The sequence below is a fragment of the Streptomyces sp. NPDC048521 genome, assembly GCF_043199855.1.
Taxonomy (GTDB): domain Bacteria; phylum Actinomycetota; class Actinomycetes; order Streptomycetales; family Streptomycetaceae; genus Streptomyces.
Genome location: NZ_JBICWR010000007.1, coordinates 239776 through 258363 on the forward strand (window position 1 = coordinate 239776; position 18588 = coordinate 258363).

Consider the following 18588-nt stretch of genomic DNA (forward strand, 5'->3'; position numbering starts at 1 on the left):
ACCACGGGATTGCAGAGGCCTGGGCGCAGTGACCGAGACAGCTGGAGCCGGGAAGTGCGGAGCCCGGGGTGCGCGGGGGGCGCGGAAGCGCGGGGTGGGCGGCGCCCGGAAATTGCGCCCGGCTCTCCCGGCCTGGCGCGTTAAGGTCGGAACATGGCTTCCGAGGATGCGGACGAGAACGTGAACCGTGGGACCGGCGGGCCGGGCGGAACGGACCCCGCCCAGGATGCAGACGGCTCCGGCACCTCCGGCACCGACACCTCCGCCGACCAACCGCTCGATCCCAAGGTCGCCGCCGCGGTGGCCGCCGCCGAGGCCGCGGGACCGTCCAAGGGCGAGACGGTCCGGCTCGACAGCTGGATCTGGGCCGTACGTCTGATCAAGACGCGTTCCCTGGGCGCCGCCGCGTGCCGCGGCGGGCACGTGCACGTGAACGGCGAGCGCGTGAAGCCCGCCTACTCCGTGCGCGTCGGCGACGAGGTGCGCCTGCGGCACGAGGGCCGGGAACGGATCGTGATCGTCAAGCGCCTGATCCGCAAGCGGGTCGGTGCGCCCGTGGCCGCCCAGTGCTACGTCGACAACTCCCCTCCGCCCCCGCCCCGCGAGGCCTTCGCACCCGCCGGTCTCCGCGACCGAGGCACCGGGCGCCCCACCAAGCGGGACCGCCGTGAACTGGAGCGCCTCCGCAGCCTCGCCGGCCCGGCCGGCCCCGGAGGGCTCGGCGGCTTCGCCGGACTCGGCGGCCCAGGTGCACCGGGCGCGCCAGGCGGCCAAGGCAGCAGCCGTGGGTCCGGGAACACCCGTGGGTCCGGGAACCCCGGAAGCACCCGTGGGTCGGAAAGGCCGGGAGGCACCCGTGGGTCCGGTGGCCAATCCCGGGGGCGATGAGTCGACTCGCCGTCCGACATCTCCGCCCACGCCGATCGTCCCCCCTACGCCCTCCATGACCTCCTTTCCGTCACGACCGGCGCCGCAGTCGCCTACGTCGTCGGTACCGCCCTCACCCACATCCCGTCCGGTGTCAGATAGGTGTCCACCTCCAGTCCCGCCTCCGCCAGCGCCGACTCGAACTGCTCCTTCGTCAGAGGCCGGGACAGGAACGTCTGCGTCCAGACCGCATCCGGGAACACGTACTCGGCCCGGACCGAGTCCACCCCGTCTCCGACGGGCTCCGCCGACACGATCCGCACGGTGAAGCCGCTGGGGTCGACTCGCTCTCTGGGGACGTTCGTGTGGTAGTCCTCGCCCTCCCGCTGGAGGAGCACGCAGCCGCCCTCCGCAACGTGCTTGGCACAGGTGCGCAGCAGGCCCCTGCGCACCTCCTCGTCACCGGCGTGCACGAGGAACGACGCGAGCATCACCACGTCGAACGTCTCGCCCAGGTCCAGGTCCTCGATGGGGCTGCATATCGTGCGCGTCCCACGGATGCGGGCCAGCATGTCGGCGGACTCGTCCACCGCCGTGACCGTGAACCCGCGCTCCAGCAGGGGACGGGTCACTCGGCCCACTCCGCTGCCCAGCTCCAGGATGTGCGCCCCCGCCGGTACCGCCGCGGCGATGATGTCCGGCTCCTCGCCCACCGGCAGCCGCTCGTACAGCTCGACCGCGCAGCCGTCCGGGGTGATCGCACCGGGTCCCGTGCCCTCGTAGCCCTCACGCATTTCGACCGTCATGCCCGGACAACGGCCCACCGCCGCATGCCCGTTCCCGTTCGACCCTGGTTCACTCGTTCGAGTCATCAGGCTCGGAACGGGAACCATCCGTGCCCGATGTACCAGTGGCCGCCCGACCGCAGGTGGTCCCCCACCGCCCGCTCCACGGAGGTGCGGCGGGGCAGCTCGGACACTGGCAGGTCCGGGTCCCCGAACACGAACTGGACGGGCTCCGTGTCGGCCGGCTCGGTGTCCTCGCGGGCGACGCCGAACCGGTCCTGGAAGCGGACGATGTTGGAGTCCGCGGGCAGGTAGGCCTTCAACTGCGGGTCGAGCAGCCAGGAATGGCACAGTACGGCCTGCACGCGCTCCTCGGGAAAGTGCAGGGCGAAGAACTCGCGGGCCAGTGCCAGGGAGCGGTCGCAGGCGGACGGGGTCAGCGGTCCGTGGAAGTCGGGGATGTGCAGGTTCAGGCAGGGCGTGCCCGGCACCGAGTCCAGTCCGGCGGCCGCGAGCACCGGCGCCGTGCGCTGTCCGATCCGGGCCCGCTCGAACTGCAGTCGCCCCAGCTGGTACAGCTCGCCGCGGAAGTGGCGGACCAGCCAGCGCCGCGACTGCACCCCGGACCTGCCGTGCCGCCGACGGTGCGCCGTCATGTGGCGGCCCAGGTCGGCCAGGGTGCGTCGGGAGATCTCGGCGGGGATGCCACGTTCCCGGTGCTGGGCGCGGGTGTGCGGGAGCGCGGCGAGGAAGACGTACACGGGGAAGGTGTCGGTGAGATCGACCGGTGCCGAGGCGAGCAGTTCAGCGAGGTCGGGGGTGCGGCCCAGGTCCCCCGGATCACGGAACATCTCCTCGACGCACTCCTTCAGCAGCCGCAGCGTGCCCGGGTCCCCGGTCACCCTGTGCCGCAGTGCGACCAGACCGTTGATGTCCTCGTGCGGCACGGCCAGGTCGAGGAGGAGTTCCGGCAGGTCGTCGGCGTCCGGCAGCACGATGGGTCCCCCTTCGGCGAACGGCACGGCGCCGGCACCGGCGCGCGTCGCCGTCGAGCGTTGATGCACGTCGCCCTCGAAGAGTACGTTGCAAGTGAGGAGTGGTGATCCGATGCGTACGGGCAGTGAACCGGCGACCGCGCGCAGTGCACTGCGGGCGCGGTTGTGGCTGAGCGTGTGGGGACTGGTCTGGGCGATCTTCGGCACGGCGGCGTTCGCGCTCGCCGGACGCCCCGCCTGGGCGGCTGCCTGCGGGGTGCTGTGGCTGGTGGTCACCGCCGACATGGCCTTGATCCTCAGGCACATCCGGCAGGGCCCGCACTATCAGCCGGGCCGTGACATACCGCCCTACCCGCCGCCGGACGGCGGACCGCCGTACCCGGGGCCGCGCAGGCACCGGCATCCGTGACGACGATGCCGGATCGAGGCCGAGGATCCGTGAGCAGGCTCGGTCCCAGGTCAGCCGGACGACGCTCAGCCGAGGACGCGTGACGGCACTCGGTCGTCGAGAGGCTCGGCCGAGGACGGCCGGACGACGCTCAGTCGTCGAAGTGGGCAGCCTTCAGGTACTGCGGGTTCGGGTCGAGCGCGGCCGCCAGCCGGAAATGGCGTTTGGCCTGGTCCGGTCGGCCCTGGCGCTCGTAGGTGCGGGCGAGCGCGAAGTGCGCGAACGCGTTGTCCGGCTCGCGCTCCAGCACGATGGTGAACTCCAGCTCGGCAGGGCGCAGTTGAGCCGCGGCGAAGAAGGCACGCGCGCGCAGCAGACGGGCGGCGGTGTTCTCCGGATGCGCGGCGATGACTCCGTCCAGCAGCTTCACCGCGCCCCGCGGGTCCCGTGCGTTGAGCAGGTGCTCGGCGGCACGGAAGTCGATGACATGCGTCTCCGGAGTGCGTCCGGTGGAACCGCTGGTCTCGGGCACGGCACAGTCCTTCCCTCACTACCGCACTTCAACGCCCGCACAGACGCCCGTTATTCCAGGCCGCTGTCCTACGGACGTCTGCCGCCGGGCTCCTCCTCGCTCCCGCGCACCCGTCGCACCAGGTCGTCCCACACCTCTGTGACGCGTTTCCTCAGCGCGTCCAGCGGTACGTCGTTGTCGATCAGGATGTCCGCGATCTCCCGGCGCTGCTCGCGCGTCGCCTGCGCGGCCATGCGCGCGCGTGCGTCCTCCTCGGTCATGCCGCGCAGGCGGACCAGCCGGTCGAGCTGGGTCTCGGGGCTCGCGTCCACGACGACCACGACGTCGTAGAGCGGCGCGAGGCCGTTCTCGGTGAGGAGCGGGACGTCGTGGATCACCACGGCGTCATCGGCCGCGGCGGTCTCCAGCTCACGGGAGCGGGCACCGACCAGGGGGTGGACGATCGAGTTGAGGACGGCGAGCTTGGCCGGGTCGGCGAAGACGATCGAGCCGAGCCGGGGCCGGTCCAGGCTGCCGTCGGCGGTGAGGACGCCCTCGCCGAAGGCCTCGACCACGGCCGCGAGGCCGGGCGTGCCGGGCGCCACGACCTCGCGCGCGATGCGGTCCGCGTCGATCAGTACGGCCCCGTGGTCCACGAGCAGCCGCGACACCTCGCTCTTGCCGGCGCCGATGCCGCCGGTCAGCCCCACTTTCAGCATGAGCGGAAGCTTAGGCCCTGCCGCTGACAGAACCACTCCCGGCACCGGTGCGAGCGACATGGGCGGAACCCAACCCGGAACCGGCCGAGCAGAGCCGCCGACACCAGCCACCGCCAGCAGAACCCACCCCAGCACCGGCCAAGCAGAGCCGACCCCGGCACCGGACCATCCCCGCCGTTCGGCTCTCCAGGGCCTCGCCCGCCCCGCCCCCGCGCGGGACGGGCCCTAGTTGTCGCCCTCCCGCTCCGCCAGGAACCGCTCGAATTCCCGCCCGATCTCGTCGGCCGACGGGATCTCCACGGGCTCGGCGAGCATGTTGCCGCGGGACTCGGCGCCCGCCGCGGCGTCGTACTGGTGCTCCAGGCCCTGGACGAGCGCGGTGAGTTCCTCGTCGCCCTCCTGGATCTGCCGGTCGATCTCCGTCTGCGTGCGGTGCGCGTCCGTGCGCAGGGAGTGCGCGATGCCGGGCAGGACCAGTCCGGTGGCGGCCGTGATGGCCTCCAGGACGGTCAGCGCGGCGTCCGGGTACGGGGAACGCGCGATGTAGTGCGGGACGTGCGCGGCGACGCCCAGGACGTCGTGCCCGGCCTCCATGAGGCGGTACTCCATGAGCGACTCGGCGCTGCCGGGCACCTGGGCCTCCTCGAAGGGGCTGCGGTGGCCGGGGACGAGGTCGGTGCGGTTGCCGTGGGGGGTCAGGCCCACGGGGCGGGTGTGCGGGACGCCCATGGGGATGCCGTGGAAGTTCACGGACAGGCGGACGCCCAGCCGCTCCACGATCTGGCGTACGGCGGCCGCGAACCGCTCCCACTCCACGTCCGGTTCGGGACCGGACAGCAGCAGGAAGGGGGCGCCGGTGGCGTCCTGCACGAGGCGGACCTCGATGGCGGGGACCTCGTAACCGTCCCAGCGGTCCCGCTTGAAGGTCAGCAGGGGCCTGCGAGCCCGGTAGTCCACGAGCCGGTCGTGGTCGAAACGGGCCACGACCTGGTTGGGCAGTGAGTCGAGCAGCCGGTCGACGATCTGGTCGCCGGTCTCACCCGCGTCGATGTATCCGTCGAAGTGGTAGAGCATGACAAGGCCGGCCGACTCCTGGGCGAGCGCCATGTCCACCACGGCGAGGCCCTTCGGCTCCCATGCGTACAAACCCTGCGGATCAAGCACTGTGACCGCTCCTCCTCGTGTTCCTGATGGACAACGCACTGTGGGGCGTGGGCATTCCCGGGTCAGGTCGCTGATCAGGCATCTCGCGCAGCACACCTTGACGACCCGTCAGCTGGTCCGTACCTTCACGACGACGGCGTTCATATACACGTTCATCATTCATGCATGAGATCGCGCTCGTACGACAGGAAGGCACCCCCATGCGCACGCGCACGCTGCTCACCTCCCTGCTCGCCGCGACCACCGCCACCGGCGGACTGCTCCTCTCCGCCGGCCCCGCCTCCGCCGCCTCGACCATCGAGGTCGGCACCGCCGCGCAGCTGAAGACCGCGCTCGGCAGCGCGAGGCCCGGCGACACGATCCATCTGGCGGACGGCACCTACACCGGCAATTTCAAGGCGACAGCGCCGGCGACCGCCACGGCCCGCATCACCCTCACCGGCTCCCCCAAGGCGGTACTCACCGCGAGCGGCGGCTACGGCCTCCATCTGAACGGCGCCTCCTACTGGACGGTCAGCGGGCTGACCGTGACCGGCGGGCAGAAGGGCATCATGATCGACGCGGCCGACGGGGTGGTCGTGGACGGGGTCACGGTGCACGGCCTGGACATGGAGGGCGTGCACTTCCGCACCTCCAGCACGGACGGCGTGATCAGGAACTCGACGATCTACGACACCGGGAACGACGGCAGGGGCATGGGCGAGGGCGTGTACGTGGGCTCCGCGGGCACGCTCTCCGACCGCAGCGACCGCATCCGGATCCTGCACAACACGATCGGCCCGGACGTGGGCGGCGAGAGCATCGACATCAAGGAGGGCACGACCGGCGCGCAGATCATCGGGAACACCTTCGACGGCAGCGGGCTGACCGGCGCCAACTACGACGACTCCTGGGTCGACGTGAAGGGCAACGACGTCCTCGTCCAGGACAACACCGGCACGAACACCACGAACGACGGCTATCAGACCCACACCCAGCAGTCCGGCTGGGGCTGCGGCACGGTCTTCAAGGGCAACAAGTCGACTCTGACCGGCGCCACCGGCTCGACCCGGCTGGCGATCAACGTCACCAACTCCAGCGCGAGCTGCAGGACGACGGTGTACAGCAGCAACACGGTGACGGGCGGCAAGGGCCTGACCAACGTCCCGGTGACGCCCTGAGGGACACGGGGACCGCGCGCCCGGCCACCGAAGACCCGGGGCGGGACGACGACCGACCCGCCCGGAAAAACTCTGAGGGGCCGCACCTCGAAAGGTACGGCCCCTCAGCAGCTATCGGCTAAGCCTCAGCGGCAGCGCTCAGCTCTGGCCCCCGGCCAGCTTCTCGCGGAGCGCGGCCAGCGCCTCGTCCGAGGCCAGCGCACCGGAGGTGTCCGCGCCCTCGGAGGAGTACGAACCGCCGGTCGCGGCCGGAGCCGCAGCCTCGCCACCCTCGGCCGCGGCAGCGGCGTCGGCCTCGCGGGACTTGATGACCTGCTGCTGGTGCTGCTCGAAGCGGGACTGCGCCTCGGCGTACTGGCGCTCCCACTCCTCGCGCTGCTTCTCGTAGCCCGGCAGCCAGTCGTTGGTCTCCGGGTCGAAGCCCTCGGGGTAGATGTAGTTGCCCTGGTCGTCGTAGGACGCGGCCATGCCGTACAGGGTCGGGTCGAACTCGACCGAGGCCGGGTCGGCACCGAAGGACTCGTTGGCCTGCTTCAGCGAGAGGCTGATGCGACGACGCTCGAGGTCGATGTCGATGACCTTGACGAAGATCTCGTCGTTGACCTGGACGACCTGCTCCGGGATCTCCACGTGGCGCTCGGCCAGCTCGGAGATGTGGACCAGACCCTCGATGCCCTCGTCCACGCGGACGAACGCACCGAACGGAACCAGCTTCGTGACCTTGCCGGGCACGACCTGGCCGATCTGGTGGGTGCGGGCGAACTGCTGCCACGGGTCTTCCTGGGTCGCCTTCAGCGACAGGGAGACGCGCTCGCGGTCCATGTCGACGTCGAGAACCTCGACGGTGACCTCCTGGCCGACCTCGACGACCTCGGACGGGTGGTCGATGTGCTTCCAGGACAGCTCGGAGACGTGGACCAGACCGTCGACGCCACCCAGGTCCACGAAGGCACCGAAGTTGACGATCGAGGAGACCACACCGGAGCGGACCTGACCCTTCTGGAGGGTCGTGAGGAACGTCTGGCGAACCTCGGACTGGGTCTGCTCGAGCCAGGCCCGGCGGGACAGGACCACGTTGTTGCGGTTCTTGTCCAGCTCGATGATCTTGGCCTCGAGCTCCTTGCCCACGTAAGGCTGGAGGTCGCGGACGCGGCGCATCTCGACGAGGGAGGCCGGCAGGAAGCCACGGAGGCCGATGTCGAGGATGAGACCACCCTTGACGACCTCGATGACGGTACCGGTGACGATGCCGTCCTCTTCCTTGATCTTCTCGATGGTGCCCCAGGCACGCTCGTACTGGGCGCGCTTCTTCGAGAGGATCAGGCGGCCTTCCTTGTCCTCCTTCTGGAGAACAAGGGCCTCGATCTCATCGCCCACGGCGACGACCTCGTTGGGGTCGACGTCGTGCTTGATGGAGAGCTCGCGGCTCGGGATAACGCCTTCGGTCTTGTAACCGATGTCGAGCAGGACCTCGTCCCGGTCGACCTTCACGATGACGCCGTCGACGATGTCGCCGTCGTTGAAGTACTTGATCGTCTCGTCGATCGCGGCGAGGAAGGCTTCCTCGTTACCGATGTCGTTGACCGCTACCTGCGGGGTGGTGGCGGTGGTCTCGGTGCTGCTCGTCATGTGGGAAAGGGCTCCGGTACGGACATTGAAGTCGTAGGTACTGCTTACGCCGGGAGCCCGTTTCGCTCTGCAGAAGCCGGACAGCCAAGGAAGCGCCACACAAAACCACTGTGGCGCCTCGACAACCGAGGGGACATACAACAGATGCGAGCGCAGCCTGCTACGTCTGAGGTGCGCAGGCCCGCAGCGCAACTTGTAGCATACGGGGGCAGCCGGGCAGGGTCAATGCGCGAAGGCGCACACCCGGGGCAGATCGCCGCATTCCAGGCAGAAGAAACGTCCCAGGAGGCCACGCGGGCTTGTGGGATCGCTTCCGCGACCACCCCCGGCGGGTTGGACGGAAGAGTACGACGAGGGAGCCGATCATCCAAGAGCCGGAAACGCACGAGCCCGAAGGTCCCGAAGGGTTCGAACCGGAAGCCACCCGGCGTGACGCGGACGTCACGGAGAGCGCCCGGGCCAACCGGGGCTGGTGGGATCGCAACGCGGACGAGTACCAGACCGAGCACGGCACGTTCCTCGGCGACGACCGCTTCGTGTGGGGCCCGGAGGGCCTGGACGAGGTGGAGGCCGAGCTGCTGGGCCCGCCGGAGGATCTCAAGGGCAGGGACGTCCTGGAGATCGGCGCGGGTGCGGCGCAGTGCTCGCGCTGGCTGGCCGCGCAGGGAGCCCGCCCGGTCGCCCTGGACCTCTCGCACCGCCAGCTGCAGCACTCCCTGCGGATCGGCGGATCGTTTCCCCTTGTCTGTGCCGACGCCGGCGCGCTGCCCTTCACGGACGGCTCCTTCGACCTGGCGTGCTCCGCGTACGGGGCGCTGCCGTTCGTGGCCGACCCGCGGCTGGTGCTGCGCGAGGTGCGCCGGGTGCTGCGGCCGGGCGGCCGGTTCGTCTTCTCGGTGACGCATCCGATCCGCTGGGCCTTCCCGGACGAGCCGGGCCCGGAGGGCCTGTCGGTGTCCTCCTCCTACTTCGACCGCACGCCCTACGTGGAGCAGGACGAGGAGGGCCGCGCGGTCTACGTGGAGCACCACAGGACGGTCGGCGACCGGGTCCGGGACATCGTGGCCTCGGGCTTCCGGCTGGTGGACCTGGTGGAGCCGGAGTGGCCGTCGTGGAACACGTCGGAGTGGGGCGGCTGGTCCCCGCTGCGCGGGAACCTGATCCCGGGGACGGCGATCTTCGTGTGCGAGCGGGACTGAGCGCCTGCGGCACGCGCGCCTGAGGGGCGTACTCGCCGTCGTACGACACTAGGGGCGTGATCCGTTACGACGCCCTGGACGCGCTGCCCGTGCGCTCCGCCCTGCCCGCCCTGACCGACGCCCTGAAGGGGGACGGCACCGCCGTCCTCGTGGCGCCGCCCGGCACGGGCAAGACGACGCTGGTGCCGCTCGTGCTGGCGGGGCTCGTCGGCGGCGGCCACGCGCGACGGGTCGTGGTGGCCGAGCCGCGGCGGATCGCGGCGCGGGCGGCGGCCCGCCGGATGGCATGGCTGCTGGGTGAGAAGCCCGGCGGGAGCGTGGGCTTCACGGTGCGCGGCGAGCGGGCCGTCGGGCGGCACACGCGCGTGGAGGTCGTGACGACCGGTGTGCTGCTGCAGCGGCTGCAGCGCGACCAGGAGCTGGCCGGCGTCGATGTCGTCGTCCTCGACGAATGCCACGAGCGGCATCTGGACGCCGACACGGTGGCCGCGTTCCTGTGGGACGTACGGCAGGCGCTGCGGCCGGAGCTGCGACTGGTGGCCGCGTCGGCGACCACGGACGCGGAGGGCTGGGCGCGGCTGCTGGGCGGGGCGCCGGTGGTCGAGGCCGCGGGTGTCACGCATCCCGTGGAGGTGGTGTGGGCTCCGCCGGAGCGTCCGGTGCGTCCGCCGCACGGGATGCGCGTCGATCCCGCGCTGCTGGCGCATGTGGCGTCGGTGGTGCGGCGCGCACTGGCCGAGCGGGACGGGGACGTGCTGTGTTTCCTGCCCGGCGTGGGCGAGATCGCGCGCGTGGGCGGTCAGCTCGGGGGTCTGTGTGACGTCGAGGTGCTCCAGGTGCACGGGCGGGCGCCGGCCGCCGTGCAGGACGCGGTGCTGGCGCCCGGGGCGCGGCGCCGGGTGGTGCTGGCCACGTCGGTGGCGGAGTCGTCACTGACCGTGCCCGGGGTGCGGGTGGTGGTCGACTCGGGGCTCGCGCGAGAGCCGCGGGTGGACCACGCGCGCGGGCTGAGCGGCCTCACGACCGTACGGGCGTCGCGGGCGGCCGGGCGGCAGCGGGCGGGGCGGGCCGGGCGTGAGGCGCCGGGGGCGGTGTACCGGTGCTGGTCCGAGGCCGAGGACGTCCGTCTTCCGGCGTTTCCGGCGCCGGAGATCAAGGTGGCCGACCTGACCGCGTTCGCCCTCCAGGCGGCCTGCTGGGGCGATCCGGACGCCTCGGGACTGGCGTTGCTCGATCCGCCGCCGGGCGGGGCGATGGCGGCGGCGCGGGATGTCCTGTCGGCCGTCGGAGCGGTGGACTCCGTCGGGCGGGCGACGGAGGTCGGTGTGCGGTTGGCCCGGCTGGGCGTGCATCCCCGGCTGGGGCGCGCGCTGTTGGACACGGCCGGGGAGGGGGCCCCGGTTGTGGCCCTGCTCTCCGAAGAGGTGCCGCGGGAGTACGGGGATGATCTGGCCGGGGCGTTGCGGCGGGCCCGGCGTGGGGGTGACGCCTACGCGGGGCGGTGGGCTGCGGAGGTGCGGCGGCTGCGGGCCGTCTCCGCGGAGTTCTCCCATCCCCCCGCCCGTCACCGGCACCACCACTCGGAAGCGGCCGTCGAAACGGGACCGGCCACCGGGGACGCCACGCTCACCGGCCCCGTCGCCGAGCCTGCCGGAGACGGCACCCTCGGCGGACCCCCCGCCACCCCCGACAAAGACGGCACCCTCGGCGGACCCCCCACAGTCCGTTCCGGAGAGGACGGGCTCGTCGGGCTTGTCGGCGCCCTCGCCTTTCCGGAGCGGGTTGCCAGGCTGGACGGTGGGTCGTATCTGATGGCGTCCGGGACTCGGGTCGAGGTGGGGGACGGGTCGGCGCTGCGAGGGGTGCCGTGGATAGTCGTCGCCGTTGCCGACCGGCCCGCGGGCAAGGGGCACGCGCGCGTGCGGCTCGGGGCCGCGGTGCCGGAGGACGTCGCGCGCGCCGCTGCCGGGGCGCTCCTGGAGGAGCGGGACGAGGTGCGCTGGGCCGACGGGGAGGTCGTGGCCCGGCACGTGGCACGGCTGGGCGCGATCGAGCTGGCCGTACAGCCCCTGAAGGACGCCGACCCGGCCCTCGTACGGGCCGCGCTGCTCGAAGGGCTCCGGCGGGAAGGGCTCGGGCTGCTGCGCTGGTCGCCGGAGGCGGAAGGGCTGCGGCAGCGGCTGGCGTTCCTGCGCGCGCACCTCGGGGAACCATGGCCGGACGTGTCGGACGACGCGCTCCACGCGCGCGTGGACGAGTGGCTGGAGCCGGAACTGAGCAGGGCCCGGCGGCGGGCCGATCTCGGCCGGATCGACGCAGGGCAGGCGCTCGCTCGGCTGCTGCCCTGGGCGAGCGGGGATGCCGCACGGCTGGACGAGCTGGCGCCCGAACGGATCACCGTACCGAGTGGGTCCAGAATCAGGATCGACTACCGGGATGCCGAGCGGCCGGTGCTCGCCGTCAAGCTGCAGGAGATGTTCGGGCTGCGGGAGACGCCGGCTGTGGCGGGGGTGCCGCTGCTCGTGCACCTGCTCTCCCCCGCCGGGCGGCCCGCCGCCGTCACGACCGACCTCGCCTCCTTCTGGGCGGACGGCTACAAGGGCGTACGGGCGGAGCTGCGCGGGCGCTATCCGAAGCATCCGTGGCCGGAGGACCCGGCGACCGCCGAGCCCACGCGGCACACCAACGCGCGCCTCAGGCGCTGACCGGTTCGGGCCCCCGTCCGCGTGGGTGCGGGGTCCTGCGGGCGGCGGGCGCGGGCCTCCAGGCAGAGGGAAAGCGCGGCCCGACTGCTTCCTGACGGTTCGTCAGGTCGGGCACCGGGGCAGCGGGCCGTCGTGAGGAGAACAGCGGTGCACGCACGCACGAGGGCGCCCTCCCCGCCGGAGCGGTGAGGGCGCCCTGGAGTCGTGCGGCCTCAGGAAGAGGCGGACGGGCTCGGGGACGGGCTCTCCGAGGGGTCGGCGGGGGCCGCCACCGTCAACTCCACGGTGAGCGTCGCGCCGCCCGTGGTGGTGATGCGGAGCAGGAAGGTGCCGGTGGTGTCGTCCGCGTACAGCTTCGGCAGCGTGAGCAGGCCCTTGTCGTCCGTCTGGAGGCCGGTGAGGGTACGCAGGGGCTTGCCGTCGGCGTCCTTGAAGTAGGGGCCCTTGTCGTTCTCGGTGGCGTCGGTCGCGGACTTGACGAGGGTGGCGGTGGCCTCGACCTTGTCCGCGACGGCGCCCTTGTACGTCGCCTTCAGCTGGACCTGGTCGGCGAACTCGCCGCCCGGGGTGCAGGTCAGCGCGGTGTCGCTGGTGCGGGCCAGGGTGTCGGCGGCGCGCGCGGTGACGGTGGCCGTGTAGTCGACGCCCTTGACCGAACGGCCCACGACGGCCGTGGTGACCTTGAAGTCGCCGGTCTTCTCGCCCGCCTGGAGCGCCGGGGCGAGAGCGACGCCCTTGGCGTCCGTGGCGACGGTGGCCACGGTCTCGCCGCCGGTGAAGGTGGCGTCGGTGTCCCCGGTGATGGTGAACCTGATCCTGACCTTGCCGACGGACTTGCCGGCCTTGGTCTCGGCGCGGGTGCCGATCCGCTCGGTGAAGGCGTCGCCGGCCATCGCGGTGAGCTTGGGCGTGCCCGCGTCCTCCAGGTGGTCCACCGTGTCGGTGGGGGTCTGCGGGGACGTCGGCGGGACGGGCGACTTCGGCGGATTCGGGCGGGGGCTCCCCTCGTTGCCGCCGCCGGGCTGCTGGGGCTTCGGGTCCGGCTTGGGGGCCGGCTCGGTCCTCGGCGGGTGCGAGGGCTTCGGGGACTTGCCGTGCGGGGTGCTGTCGTCGCTGCGGTGCTGCGGCACCTGGCCGGTTCCGTCGGGCACGGAGTGGGTGCCCTTGCGGTAGTAGTGCAGCCAGTTCAGGACCAGGTTCAGGTAGTCCTGCGAGTTGTTGTAGCTGAGGATCGCACGGTGCAGTCCGGCCTCACTGGACATGTCCCAGTTGTTGCGGCACAGGTAGTGGCCGGCCGCGAGGGCGGCGTCGTAGACGTTGTTCGGGTCCTTCGCGCCGTCGCCGTTGCCGTCACGGCCCGCCCAGGCCCAGGTGGAGGGGATGAACTGCATGGGGCCGACGGCCTGGTCGTACGTGCTGTTGCCGTCGTACGCGCCGTGGTCGGTGTCCGGGATGAGCGCGAAGCCGTTGCCGTCGAGCTGCGGGCCGAGGATCCGGCCCAGCGTGGTGCCGGCTGCGTCGACCCGCCCGCCGCGCGCCTGCCCCGACTCGACCTTGCCGATCGCGGCGAGCAGTTGCCAGGGCAGATTGCAGCCCGGCTTGGAGGCGCGCAGTTCGGCCTCGGCCTTCTTGTAGGCGTCGAGAACCGTCGCGGGGATGCCGGCCTCGGCCTCACCCCGGGAGACGGGGGTGCCGATGTCCGGTGAGGAACTGGGGCTGGGGCTGGGGCTGTTCAGCGGTGGTAGGTCCGTGTAGTAGGGCGAGTTGCCGGTGGCGACGCCGCCGGAGGCCGTGTCGGGTACGGGCGTGGAGGCGCCGGCCGCTGTCGGTCCCCCGTGGTCCTCGCCGGTCACTCCGGGAGCCTGGGACGCGGAAAGAGCCGCGACCGCTGCCGCGGCCACGGCGGTGGTCGCCGCTCCCTTGCGCAGCCGCCTGCCGAAATGCGCCGCCATAGAGTGAACCCCTCCCCTGGACGCCGTTGCGTCCGTCTCCGTCTGTCTTCCTCGCTCTGGTGTGACGGTCGACCCGGTGCTGTGGTTGCCCCTGTTCCGCCTTTCCATGTGTGCGACGTGCGTTCGACCGTGCGCCCGGCACGGCGACGCAGGTGACCCTACGACAACTTGCTTTGCGTGGGCACTGTGCGCGCCCGGTTTTCACCTGTTGGCCGACTATCGTCGTCGTCGGCGCCGGACAGCGGTCCCGCATACTGGACGGGCCCGATCACCGGTGCCGGTGTCACGGCCGACGACCGTACGAGGGGGCCCTCTTGCCGTTCACGCTCAGCCACGCGGCGGCCGTGCTGCCCGCGATCCGCCACGACGGGACCGGCCGGGGCCGGCTGGTGCCCGCGCTGCTCGTCGCCGGCTCCTTCGCACCCGATCTGACCTTCTATGCGGCGAGTCTTGTGCCGGGCGCCATGGAATTCGGCGCGGTCACCCACTCGTTCGCCGGGGTCGCCACCGTGGACGTGCTCATCACCTGGGCGCTCGCCGGACTGTGGCTGCTCGTGCGGGAGCCGTTGGTCGCGCTGCTGCCACGGGCCCGGCAGGGCAGGCCGGCCGGTCTGCTGCGCTGCGGTACGCCACGCGCGCGCGTGCGGGCCGCTTCGGTGGTGTGGTGGTACGTCTCCGCGGTGCTGGGCGCGCTCACCCATGTGGTGTGGGACGCGTTCACCCACCACGACCGGTGGGGGACGCGGCTGATTCCGGCCATCGGGCGGGACCGGCCGGCGGGCATGCCGCTGTACTCGTGGCTGCAGTACGGCTCGTCCGTGGCCGCTGCCGTGGTGATCGCGGTCGTCCTGGTACGAGCGTTGCGGCGGGCGCCCGGCGGGGAGCCGACGGGGGTGCCGGAGCTGTCCGTGCGGGACCGGTGGGGGGCGCTGGCGGTGATCGGCGGCTGTGCGTCGGCCGGGGCGGTGCAGCGGGCGGCGCGGTGGTGGGAGCACCAGGGTGCGCCGGCGCGGCCGTGGGAGCTGGTGCCCACCCTGTGCTTCGGGGTGGGCACCGGGGTGGTCCTGGGGCTGCTGCTGTACGCGGTCGGGGTCAGGGTGTGGCGTCCGGGCCCGGTTCCGGGCGGCCCTGAGGCTGCGGGGAGTCCCGGTGGGACGGTCGGTGCGGGCCGGCGGCGGCCGGTCTCTCGGTGAGCGACGCGACGAAGACCGTGAGCGTGGGCCGGGGGCGGCGCGATCTCGGGATCAGGGTGAGCGCGAGGGCGAGATAGCCGCGGGCCAGGTCGGCCCATGGGCGCCAGTCCGGGGCGTGGTCCGCGCGGGCGGTCAGGCCGGCGAGTCTGCGCCGGAAGCCGGTGGCGGTCCTGCGTGCGGTCGCGGCCAGGTCGGCCGGGATGCGGGCGGTGCTTGCGTCGGCCGCGAGGGCCGGGACCGGCGAGGCGGGCATGGCCTGCGCCGAGGCGGTGTCCGCCCAGGCCCGGGTGACTGCCTCGGGCGTCCGGCGGTGAAGCATGCGTATACCCATGCCCGCAGTCTTGCGGCCGTGGGGGGTGGGGGGCGTTTTGGCGGGGGCCACGAGAGTGACGTCCCTCCGGGGGTTCGGCCGTCTTTGCTACCTGGGGGTCGGGGCGTTGTGCTGGTGGGTGGGGTGTGGGCTGGGCGTGCCGTAGTAGGGGCGCCGGGGGGTGGGCGACGTCGACGCCCCGCCGCCCCAGCGCCCCAGGTTGGCACCGCCGGCTAATGGGCTGCGGATTCCCAGTCGGGGCCTACGCCGACCGAGACGTCCAGGGGGGCGCGGAGCTGGACGGCGTTGGCCATTTCGCGGCGGACGATCTGCTCCGCGGCGGTCCGCTCGCCCGGGGCGATCTCCAGGACGATTTCGTCGTGGACCTGCAGGAGCATGCGGGACTTGAGGCCGGCCTCCCGCAGCGCGCTGTCCACCTTCAGCATGGCGATCTTGACGATGTCCGCCGCCGTGCCCTGGATGGGCGCGTTGAGGGCCATGCGCTCGGCCGCCTCGCGGCGCTGGCGGTTGTCGCTGTTGAGGTCGGGCAGGTAGCGGCGGCGCCCGAACAGCGTCGCCGTGTAGCCCGTCGCCCGTGCCTCGTCGACCGCTCGGCGCAGGTAGTCCCGGACGCCGCCGAAGCGCTCGAAGTACGCGTCCATCAGGGCGCGCGCCTCCGCCGCCTCGATGTTCAGCTGCTGGGACAGGCCGAACGCCGACAGGCCGTACGCCAGGCCGTACGACATCGCCTTGATCTTGCGGCGCATCTCCGCGTCCACCGCCGAGGGGTCGACGGAGAACACCTGCGCGGCCGCCGTGGTGTGCAGGTCCTCGCCGGACGTGAACGCCTGGATCAGGCCCTCGTCCTCGGAGAGGTGGGCCATCACACGCAGCTCGATCTGGCTGTAGTCCGCCGTCATCAGGGACTCGAAGCCCTCGCCGACGACGAATCCGCGGCGGATCGCCCGGCCCTCGTCCGTGCGGACCGGGATGTTCTGCAGGTTCGGGTCCGTGGAGGACAGGCGGCCGGTCGCGGCCACCGTCTGGTTGAAGGTGGTGTGGATACGGCCGTCGCCCGCGATGGTCTTGATCAGGCCCTCGACGGTGACGCGCAGCTTCGCCTGCTCACGGTGCCGGAGCATGATCACCGGCAGTTCGTTGTCGGTCTGGGTGGCCAGCCAGGCCAGGGCGTCGGCGTCGGTGGTGTAGCCGGTCTTGGTCTTCTTGGTCTTGGGCAGGGCCAGCTCGCCGAAGAGGACCTCCTGGAGCTGCTTGGGCGAGCCCAGGTTGAACTCGTGTCCGGCGGCAGCGTGCGCCTCCTTCACGGCCTGCTGCACCGCACCCGCGAACATCTGCTCCATCGCCTCGAGGTGCGCGCGGTCGGCCGCGATGCCGTGGCGCTCCATGCGGGCGAGCAGGGCGGAGGTGGGCAGCTCCATGTCCCGGAGCAGGTCGGCCGCGCCCACTTCCTGGAGGCGGCCCTCGAAGGCCTCGCCCAGGTCGAGGACGGCGCGGGCCTGGATCATCAGGGCCTCGGCCTCGGCGCCGTCGTCCGTGCCGAAGGCGAGCTGGCCGTCGGCCGCGGCGGCGGGAGCCAGCTCGCGGTGCAGGTACTCCAGGGACAGTGCGTCCAGATCGAAGGAGCGGCGGCCCGGCTTGACCAGGTAGGCGGCGAGCGCGGTGTCCATACGCACGCCCTCGACGCTCCAGCCGTGCTCGGCGAAGACGCGCATGGCGCCCTTGGCGTTGTGGAACACCTTGGGGCGGCCGGCGTCGGCCAGCCAGGCCGTGAACGCGTTCTCGTCGGCCTCGTCCAGCTCGGCGGGGTCGAACCAGGCGGCCGCTCCCCCGGCCGCGGCGAGGGCCACCTCGGCGACCGAGCCGGCGCCCAGCGCCCAGGTGTCGACGGTGGCGACGCCCAGGGTCTCCGTGCCGTGCTCGGCGAGCCAGGGGGCCAGCTCGCCGGTGGCGAGGATCTTGCCGTCCAGTTCCACGCCGTCGGTCGCGATCGGGGTGGCTTCGGCCTCCTCGCCGCCGGGGTCGACGGCGAAGAGGCGCTCGCGCAGGGACGGGTTGCGGATCTCCAGGGTGTCCAGGATCATCGCGACGGCCTTGCGGTCGTACGGGGCCCGCTCCAGGTCGGCGACCGTCCTCGGCAGCTCGACCTGCCGCTCCAGCTCGGTGAGGACGCGGTTGAGCTTGACCGACTCCAGGTGGTCGCGCAGGTTCTGCCCGGCCTTGCCCTTGACCTCCTCGACGCGCTCGACCAGCTCCGCGAACGAGCCGAACTGGTTGATCCACTTCGCGGCGGTCTTCTCGCCGACGCCGGGGATGCCGGGGAGGTTGTCGGAGGGGTCGCCGCGCAGGGCCGCGAAGTCCGGGTACTGCGCGGGCGTCAATCCGTACTTCTCGAAAACCTTCTCCGGGGTGAACCGGGTCAGCTCCGAGACGCCCTTCGTCGGGTAGAGCACGGTGGTGTGCTCGGTGACCAGCTGGAAGGAGTCGCGGTCGCCGGTGACGATCAGCACCTCGAAGCCCTCGGCCTCGGCCTGGGTGGCGAGCGTGGCGATGACGTCGTCCGCCTCGAAGCCGTCCACGGCGAAGCGCTGCGCGTGCATCGCGTCGAGCAGCTCGCCGATGAGCTCCACCTGGCCCTTGAACTCGTCGGGGGTCTTGGAGCGGTTCGCCTTGTACTCCGTGAACTGCTCGGAGCGCCAGGTCTTGCGGGAGACGTCGAAGGCCACCGCGAAGTGGGTGGGCGCCTCGTCACGCAGGGTGTTGGCCAGCATCGACGCGAAGCCGTAGATCGCGTTCGTCGGCTGGCCGGTCGCGGTCGTGAAGTTCTCCGCGGGCAGCGCGAAGAACGCGCGGTAGGCCAGCGAGTGCCCGTCCATGAGCATCAGCCGGGGACGGCTGCCGCCGGGGGTCTTGTCGGTCTGCTTCGATGCTGTCTCTGCCACGTCCCCGATCCTGCCACGCCGCACTGACAGTCCGGCCCGGGCGGTTCCCTC

Annotated in this window: 15 protein-coding genes; 6 read left to right on the top strand and 9 right to left on the bottom strand. The window is 72.1% G+C overall.

Going from position 1 to position 18588, the window contains the following annotated elements; translation table 11 throughout:
• Positions 1 to 153: 153 nt before the first annotated feature.
• The gene (locus ACGFRF_RS19080) at positions 154 to 888 is read left to right on the top strand and encodes an RNA-binding S4 domain-containing protein (RefSeq protein WP_393741302.1); all 735 of its coding nucleotides are present in this window, start codon (positions 154 to 156) and stop codon (positions 886 to 888) included.
• A gap of 92 nt (positions 889 to 980) precedes the next feature.
• Here the strand turns inward: ACGFRF_RS19080 and ACGFRF_RS19085 are convergent, their stop codons facing one another.
• Positions 981 to 1673: a class I SAM-dependent methyltransferase gene (locus ACGFRF_RS19085; RefSeq protein ID WP_393741304.1), complete on the bottom strand. Its 693-nt coding sequence runs from the start codon at positions 1671 to 1673 to the stop codon at positions 981 to 983.
• Positions 1674 to 1738: 65 nt separating this feature from the next.
• The gene (locus tag ACGFRF_RS19090; protein ID WP_393741537.1) at positions 1739 to 2647 is read right to left on the bottom strand and encodes an acyltransferase domain-containing protein; all 909 of its coding nucleotides are present in this window, start codon (positions 2645 to 2647) and stop codon (positions 1739 to 1741) included.
• Between the two features lie 112 nt (positions 2648 to 2759).
• On the opposite strand from ACGFRF_RS19090, the gene ACGFRF_RS19095 reads away from it, so the two are divergent.
• A complete protein-coding gene (locus ACGFRF_RS19095; protein WP_393741306.1) occupies positions 2760 to 3056 on the top strand; it encodes a DUF6343 family protein in 297 nt (98 codons plus the stop codon).
• A 130-nt stretch (positions 3057 to 3186) separates the two neighbouring features.
• Here the strand turns inward: ACGFRF_RS19095 and ACGFRF_RS19100 are convergent, their stop codons facing one another.
• From ACGFRF_RS19100 to ACGFRF_RS19110, 3 genes are all read right to left on the bottom strand, one after another.
• The gene (locus ACGFRF_RS19100; protein ID WP_393741308.1) at positions 3187 to 3567 is read right to left on the bottom strand and encodes a tetratricopeptide repeat protein; all 381 of its coding nucleotides are present in this window, start codon (positions 3565 to 3567) and stop codon (positions 3187 to 3189) included.
• A gap of 68 nt (positions 3568 to 3635) precedes the next feature.
• A complete protein-coding gene (coaE, locus tag ACGFRF_RS19105; protein ID WP_393741310.1) occupies positions 3636 to 4265 on the bottom strand; it encodes a dephospho-CoA kinase in 630 nt (209 codons plus the stop codon).
• Between the two features lie 225 nt (positions 4266 to 4490).
• A complete protein-coding gene (locus tag ACGFRF_RS19110; RefSeq protein WP_393741312.1) occupies positions 4491 to 5429 on the bottom strand; it encodes a PAC2 family protein in 939 nt (312 codons plus the stop codon).
• Between the two features lie 200 nt (positions 5430 to 5629).
• Between ACGFRF_RS19110 and ACGFRF_RS19115 the strand changes: the two genes are divergently transcribed.
• A complete protein-coding gene (locus ACGFRF_RS19115) occupies positions 5630 to 6589 on the top strand; it encodes a right-handed parallel beta-helix repeat-containing protein (protein WP_393741314.1) in 960 nt (319 codons plus the stop codon).
• A 138-nt stretch (positions 6590 to 6727) separates the two neighbouring features.
• On the opposite strand, the gene rpsA is transcribed toward ACGFRF_RS19115, so the two are convergent.
• A complete protein-coding gene (gene rpsA / locus ACGFRF_RS19120; protein WP_363213635.1) occupies positions 6728 to 8218 on the bottom strand; it encodes a 30S ribosomal protein S1 in 1491 nt (496 codons plus the stop codon).
• A 299-nt stretch (positions 8219 to 8517) separates the two neighbouring features.
• Between rpsA and ACGFRF_RS19125 the strand changes: the two genes are divergently transcribed.
• Together ACGFRF_RS19125 and ACGFRF_RS19130 are read left to right on the top strand one after the other, a co-directional pair.
• Positions 8518 to 9417, top strand: a complete 900-nt coding sequence (locus ACGFRF_RS19125; RefSeq protein WP_393741316.1) for a class I SAM-dependent methyltransferase — start codon at positions 8518 to 8520, stop codon at positions 9415 to 9417.
• Between the two features lie 56 nt (positions 9418 to 9473).
• A complete protein-coding gene (locus tag ACGFRF_RS19130; protein WP_393741318.1) occupies positions 9474 to 12122 on the top strand; it encodes an ATP-dependent RNA helicase in 2649 nt (882 codons plus the stop codon).
• Positions 12123 to 12334: 212 nt separating this feature from the next.
• Here the strand turns inward: ACGFRF_RS19130 and ACGFRF_RS19135 are convergent, their stop codons facing one another.
• Positions 12335 to 14074, bottom strand: a complete 1740-nt coding sequence (locus ACGFRF_RS19135) for a lytic transglycosylase domain-containing protein (RefSeq protein ID WP_393741320.1) — start codon at positions 14072 to 14074, stop codon at positions 12335 to 12337.
• Between the two features lie 314 nt (positions 14075 to 14388).
• On the opposite strand from ACGFRF_RS19135, the gene ACGFRF_RS19140 reads away from it, so the two are divergent.
• A complete protein-coding gene (locus ACGFRF_RS19140) occupies positions 14389 to 15267 on the top strand; it encodes a DUF4184 family protein (protein WP_393741322.1) in 879 nt (292 codons plus the stop codon).
• On the opposite strand, the gene ACGFRF_RS19145 is transcribed toward ACGFRF_RS19140, so the two are convergent.
• A complete protein-coding gene (locus ACGFRF_RS19145; protein ID WP_393741324.1) occupies positions 15167 to 15598 on the bottom strand; it encodes a hypothetical protein in 432 nt (143 codons plus the stop codon). The two genes, ACGFRF_RS19140 and ACGFRF_RS19145, sit on opposite strands and share 101 nt — an antisense overlap.
• Positions 15599 to 15810: 212 nt before the next feature.
• Positions 15811 to 18537, bottom strand: a complete 2727-nt coding sequence (gene polA / locus ACGFRF_RS19150; protein ID WP_393741326.1) for a DNA polymerase I — start codon at positions 18535 to 18537, stop codon at positions 15811 to 15813.
• Positions 18538 to 18588: the final 51 nt, after the last annotated feature.

Excerpts from the sequence above, each read along its gene's own strand:
- ACGFRF_RS19080 (WP_393741302.1), top strand. The coding sequence starts at position 154 with ATGGCTTCCGAGGATGCGGACGAGAACGTGAACCGTGGGACCGGCGGG.
- ACGFRF_RS19085 (WP_393741304.1), bottom strand. The coding sequence starts at position 1,673 with ATGACGGTCGAAATGCGTGAGGGCTACGAGGGCACGGGACCCGGTGCG.
- ACGFRF_RS19095 (WP_393741306.1), top strand. The coding sequence starts at position 2,760 with ATGCGTACGGGCAGTGAACCGGCGACCGCGCGCAGTGCACTGCGGGCG.
- coaE (WP_393741310.1), bottom strand. The coding sequence starts at position 4,265 with ATGCTGAAAGTGGGGCTGACCGGCGGCATCGGCGCCGGCAAGAGCGAG.
- ACGFRF_RS19115 (WP_393741314.1), top strand. The coding sequence starts at position 5,630 with ATGCGCACGCGCACGCTGCTCACCTCCCTGCTCGCCGCGACCACCGCC.
- rpsA (WP_363213635.1), bottom strand. The coding sequence starts at position 8,218 with ATGACGAGCAGCACCGAGACCACCGCCACCACCCCGCAGGTAGCGGTC.
- ACGFRF_RS19135 (WP_393741320.1), bottom strand. The coding sequence starts at position 14,074 with ATGGCGGCGCATTTCGGCAGGCGGCTGCGCAAGGGAGCGGCGACCACC.
- ACGFRF_RS19145 (WP_393741324.1), bottom strand. The coding sequence starts at position 15,598 with ATGGGTATACGCATGCTTCACCGCCGGACGCCCGAGGCAGTCACCCGG.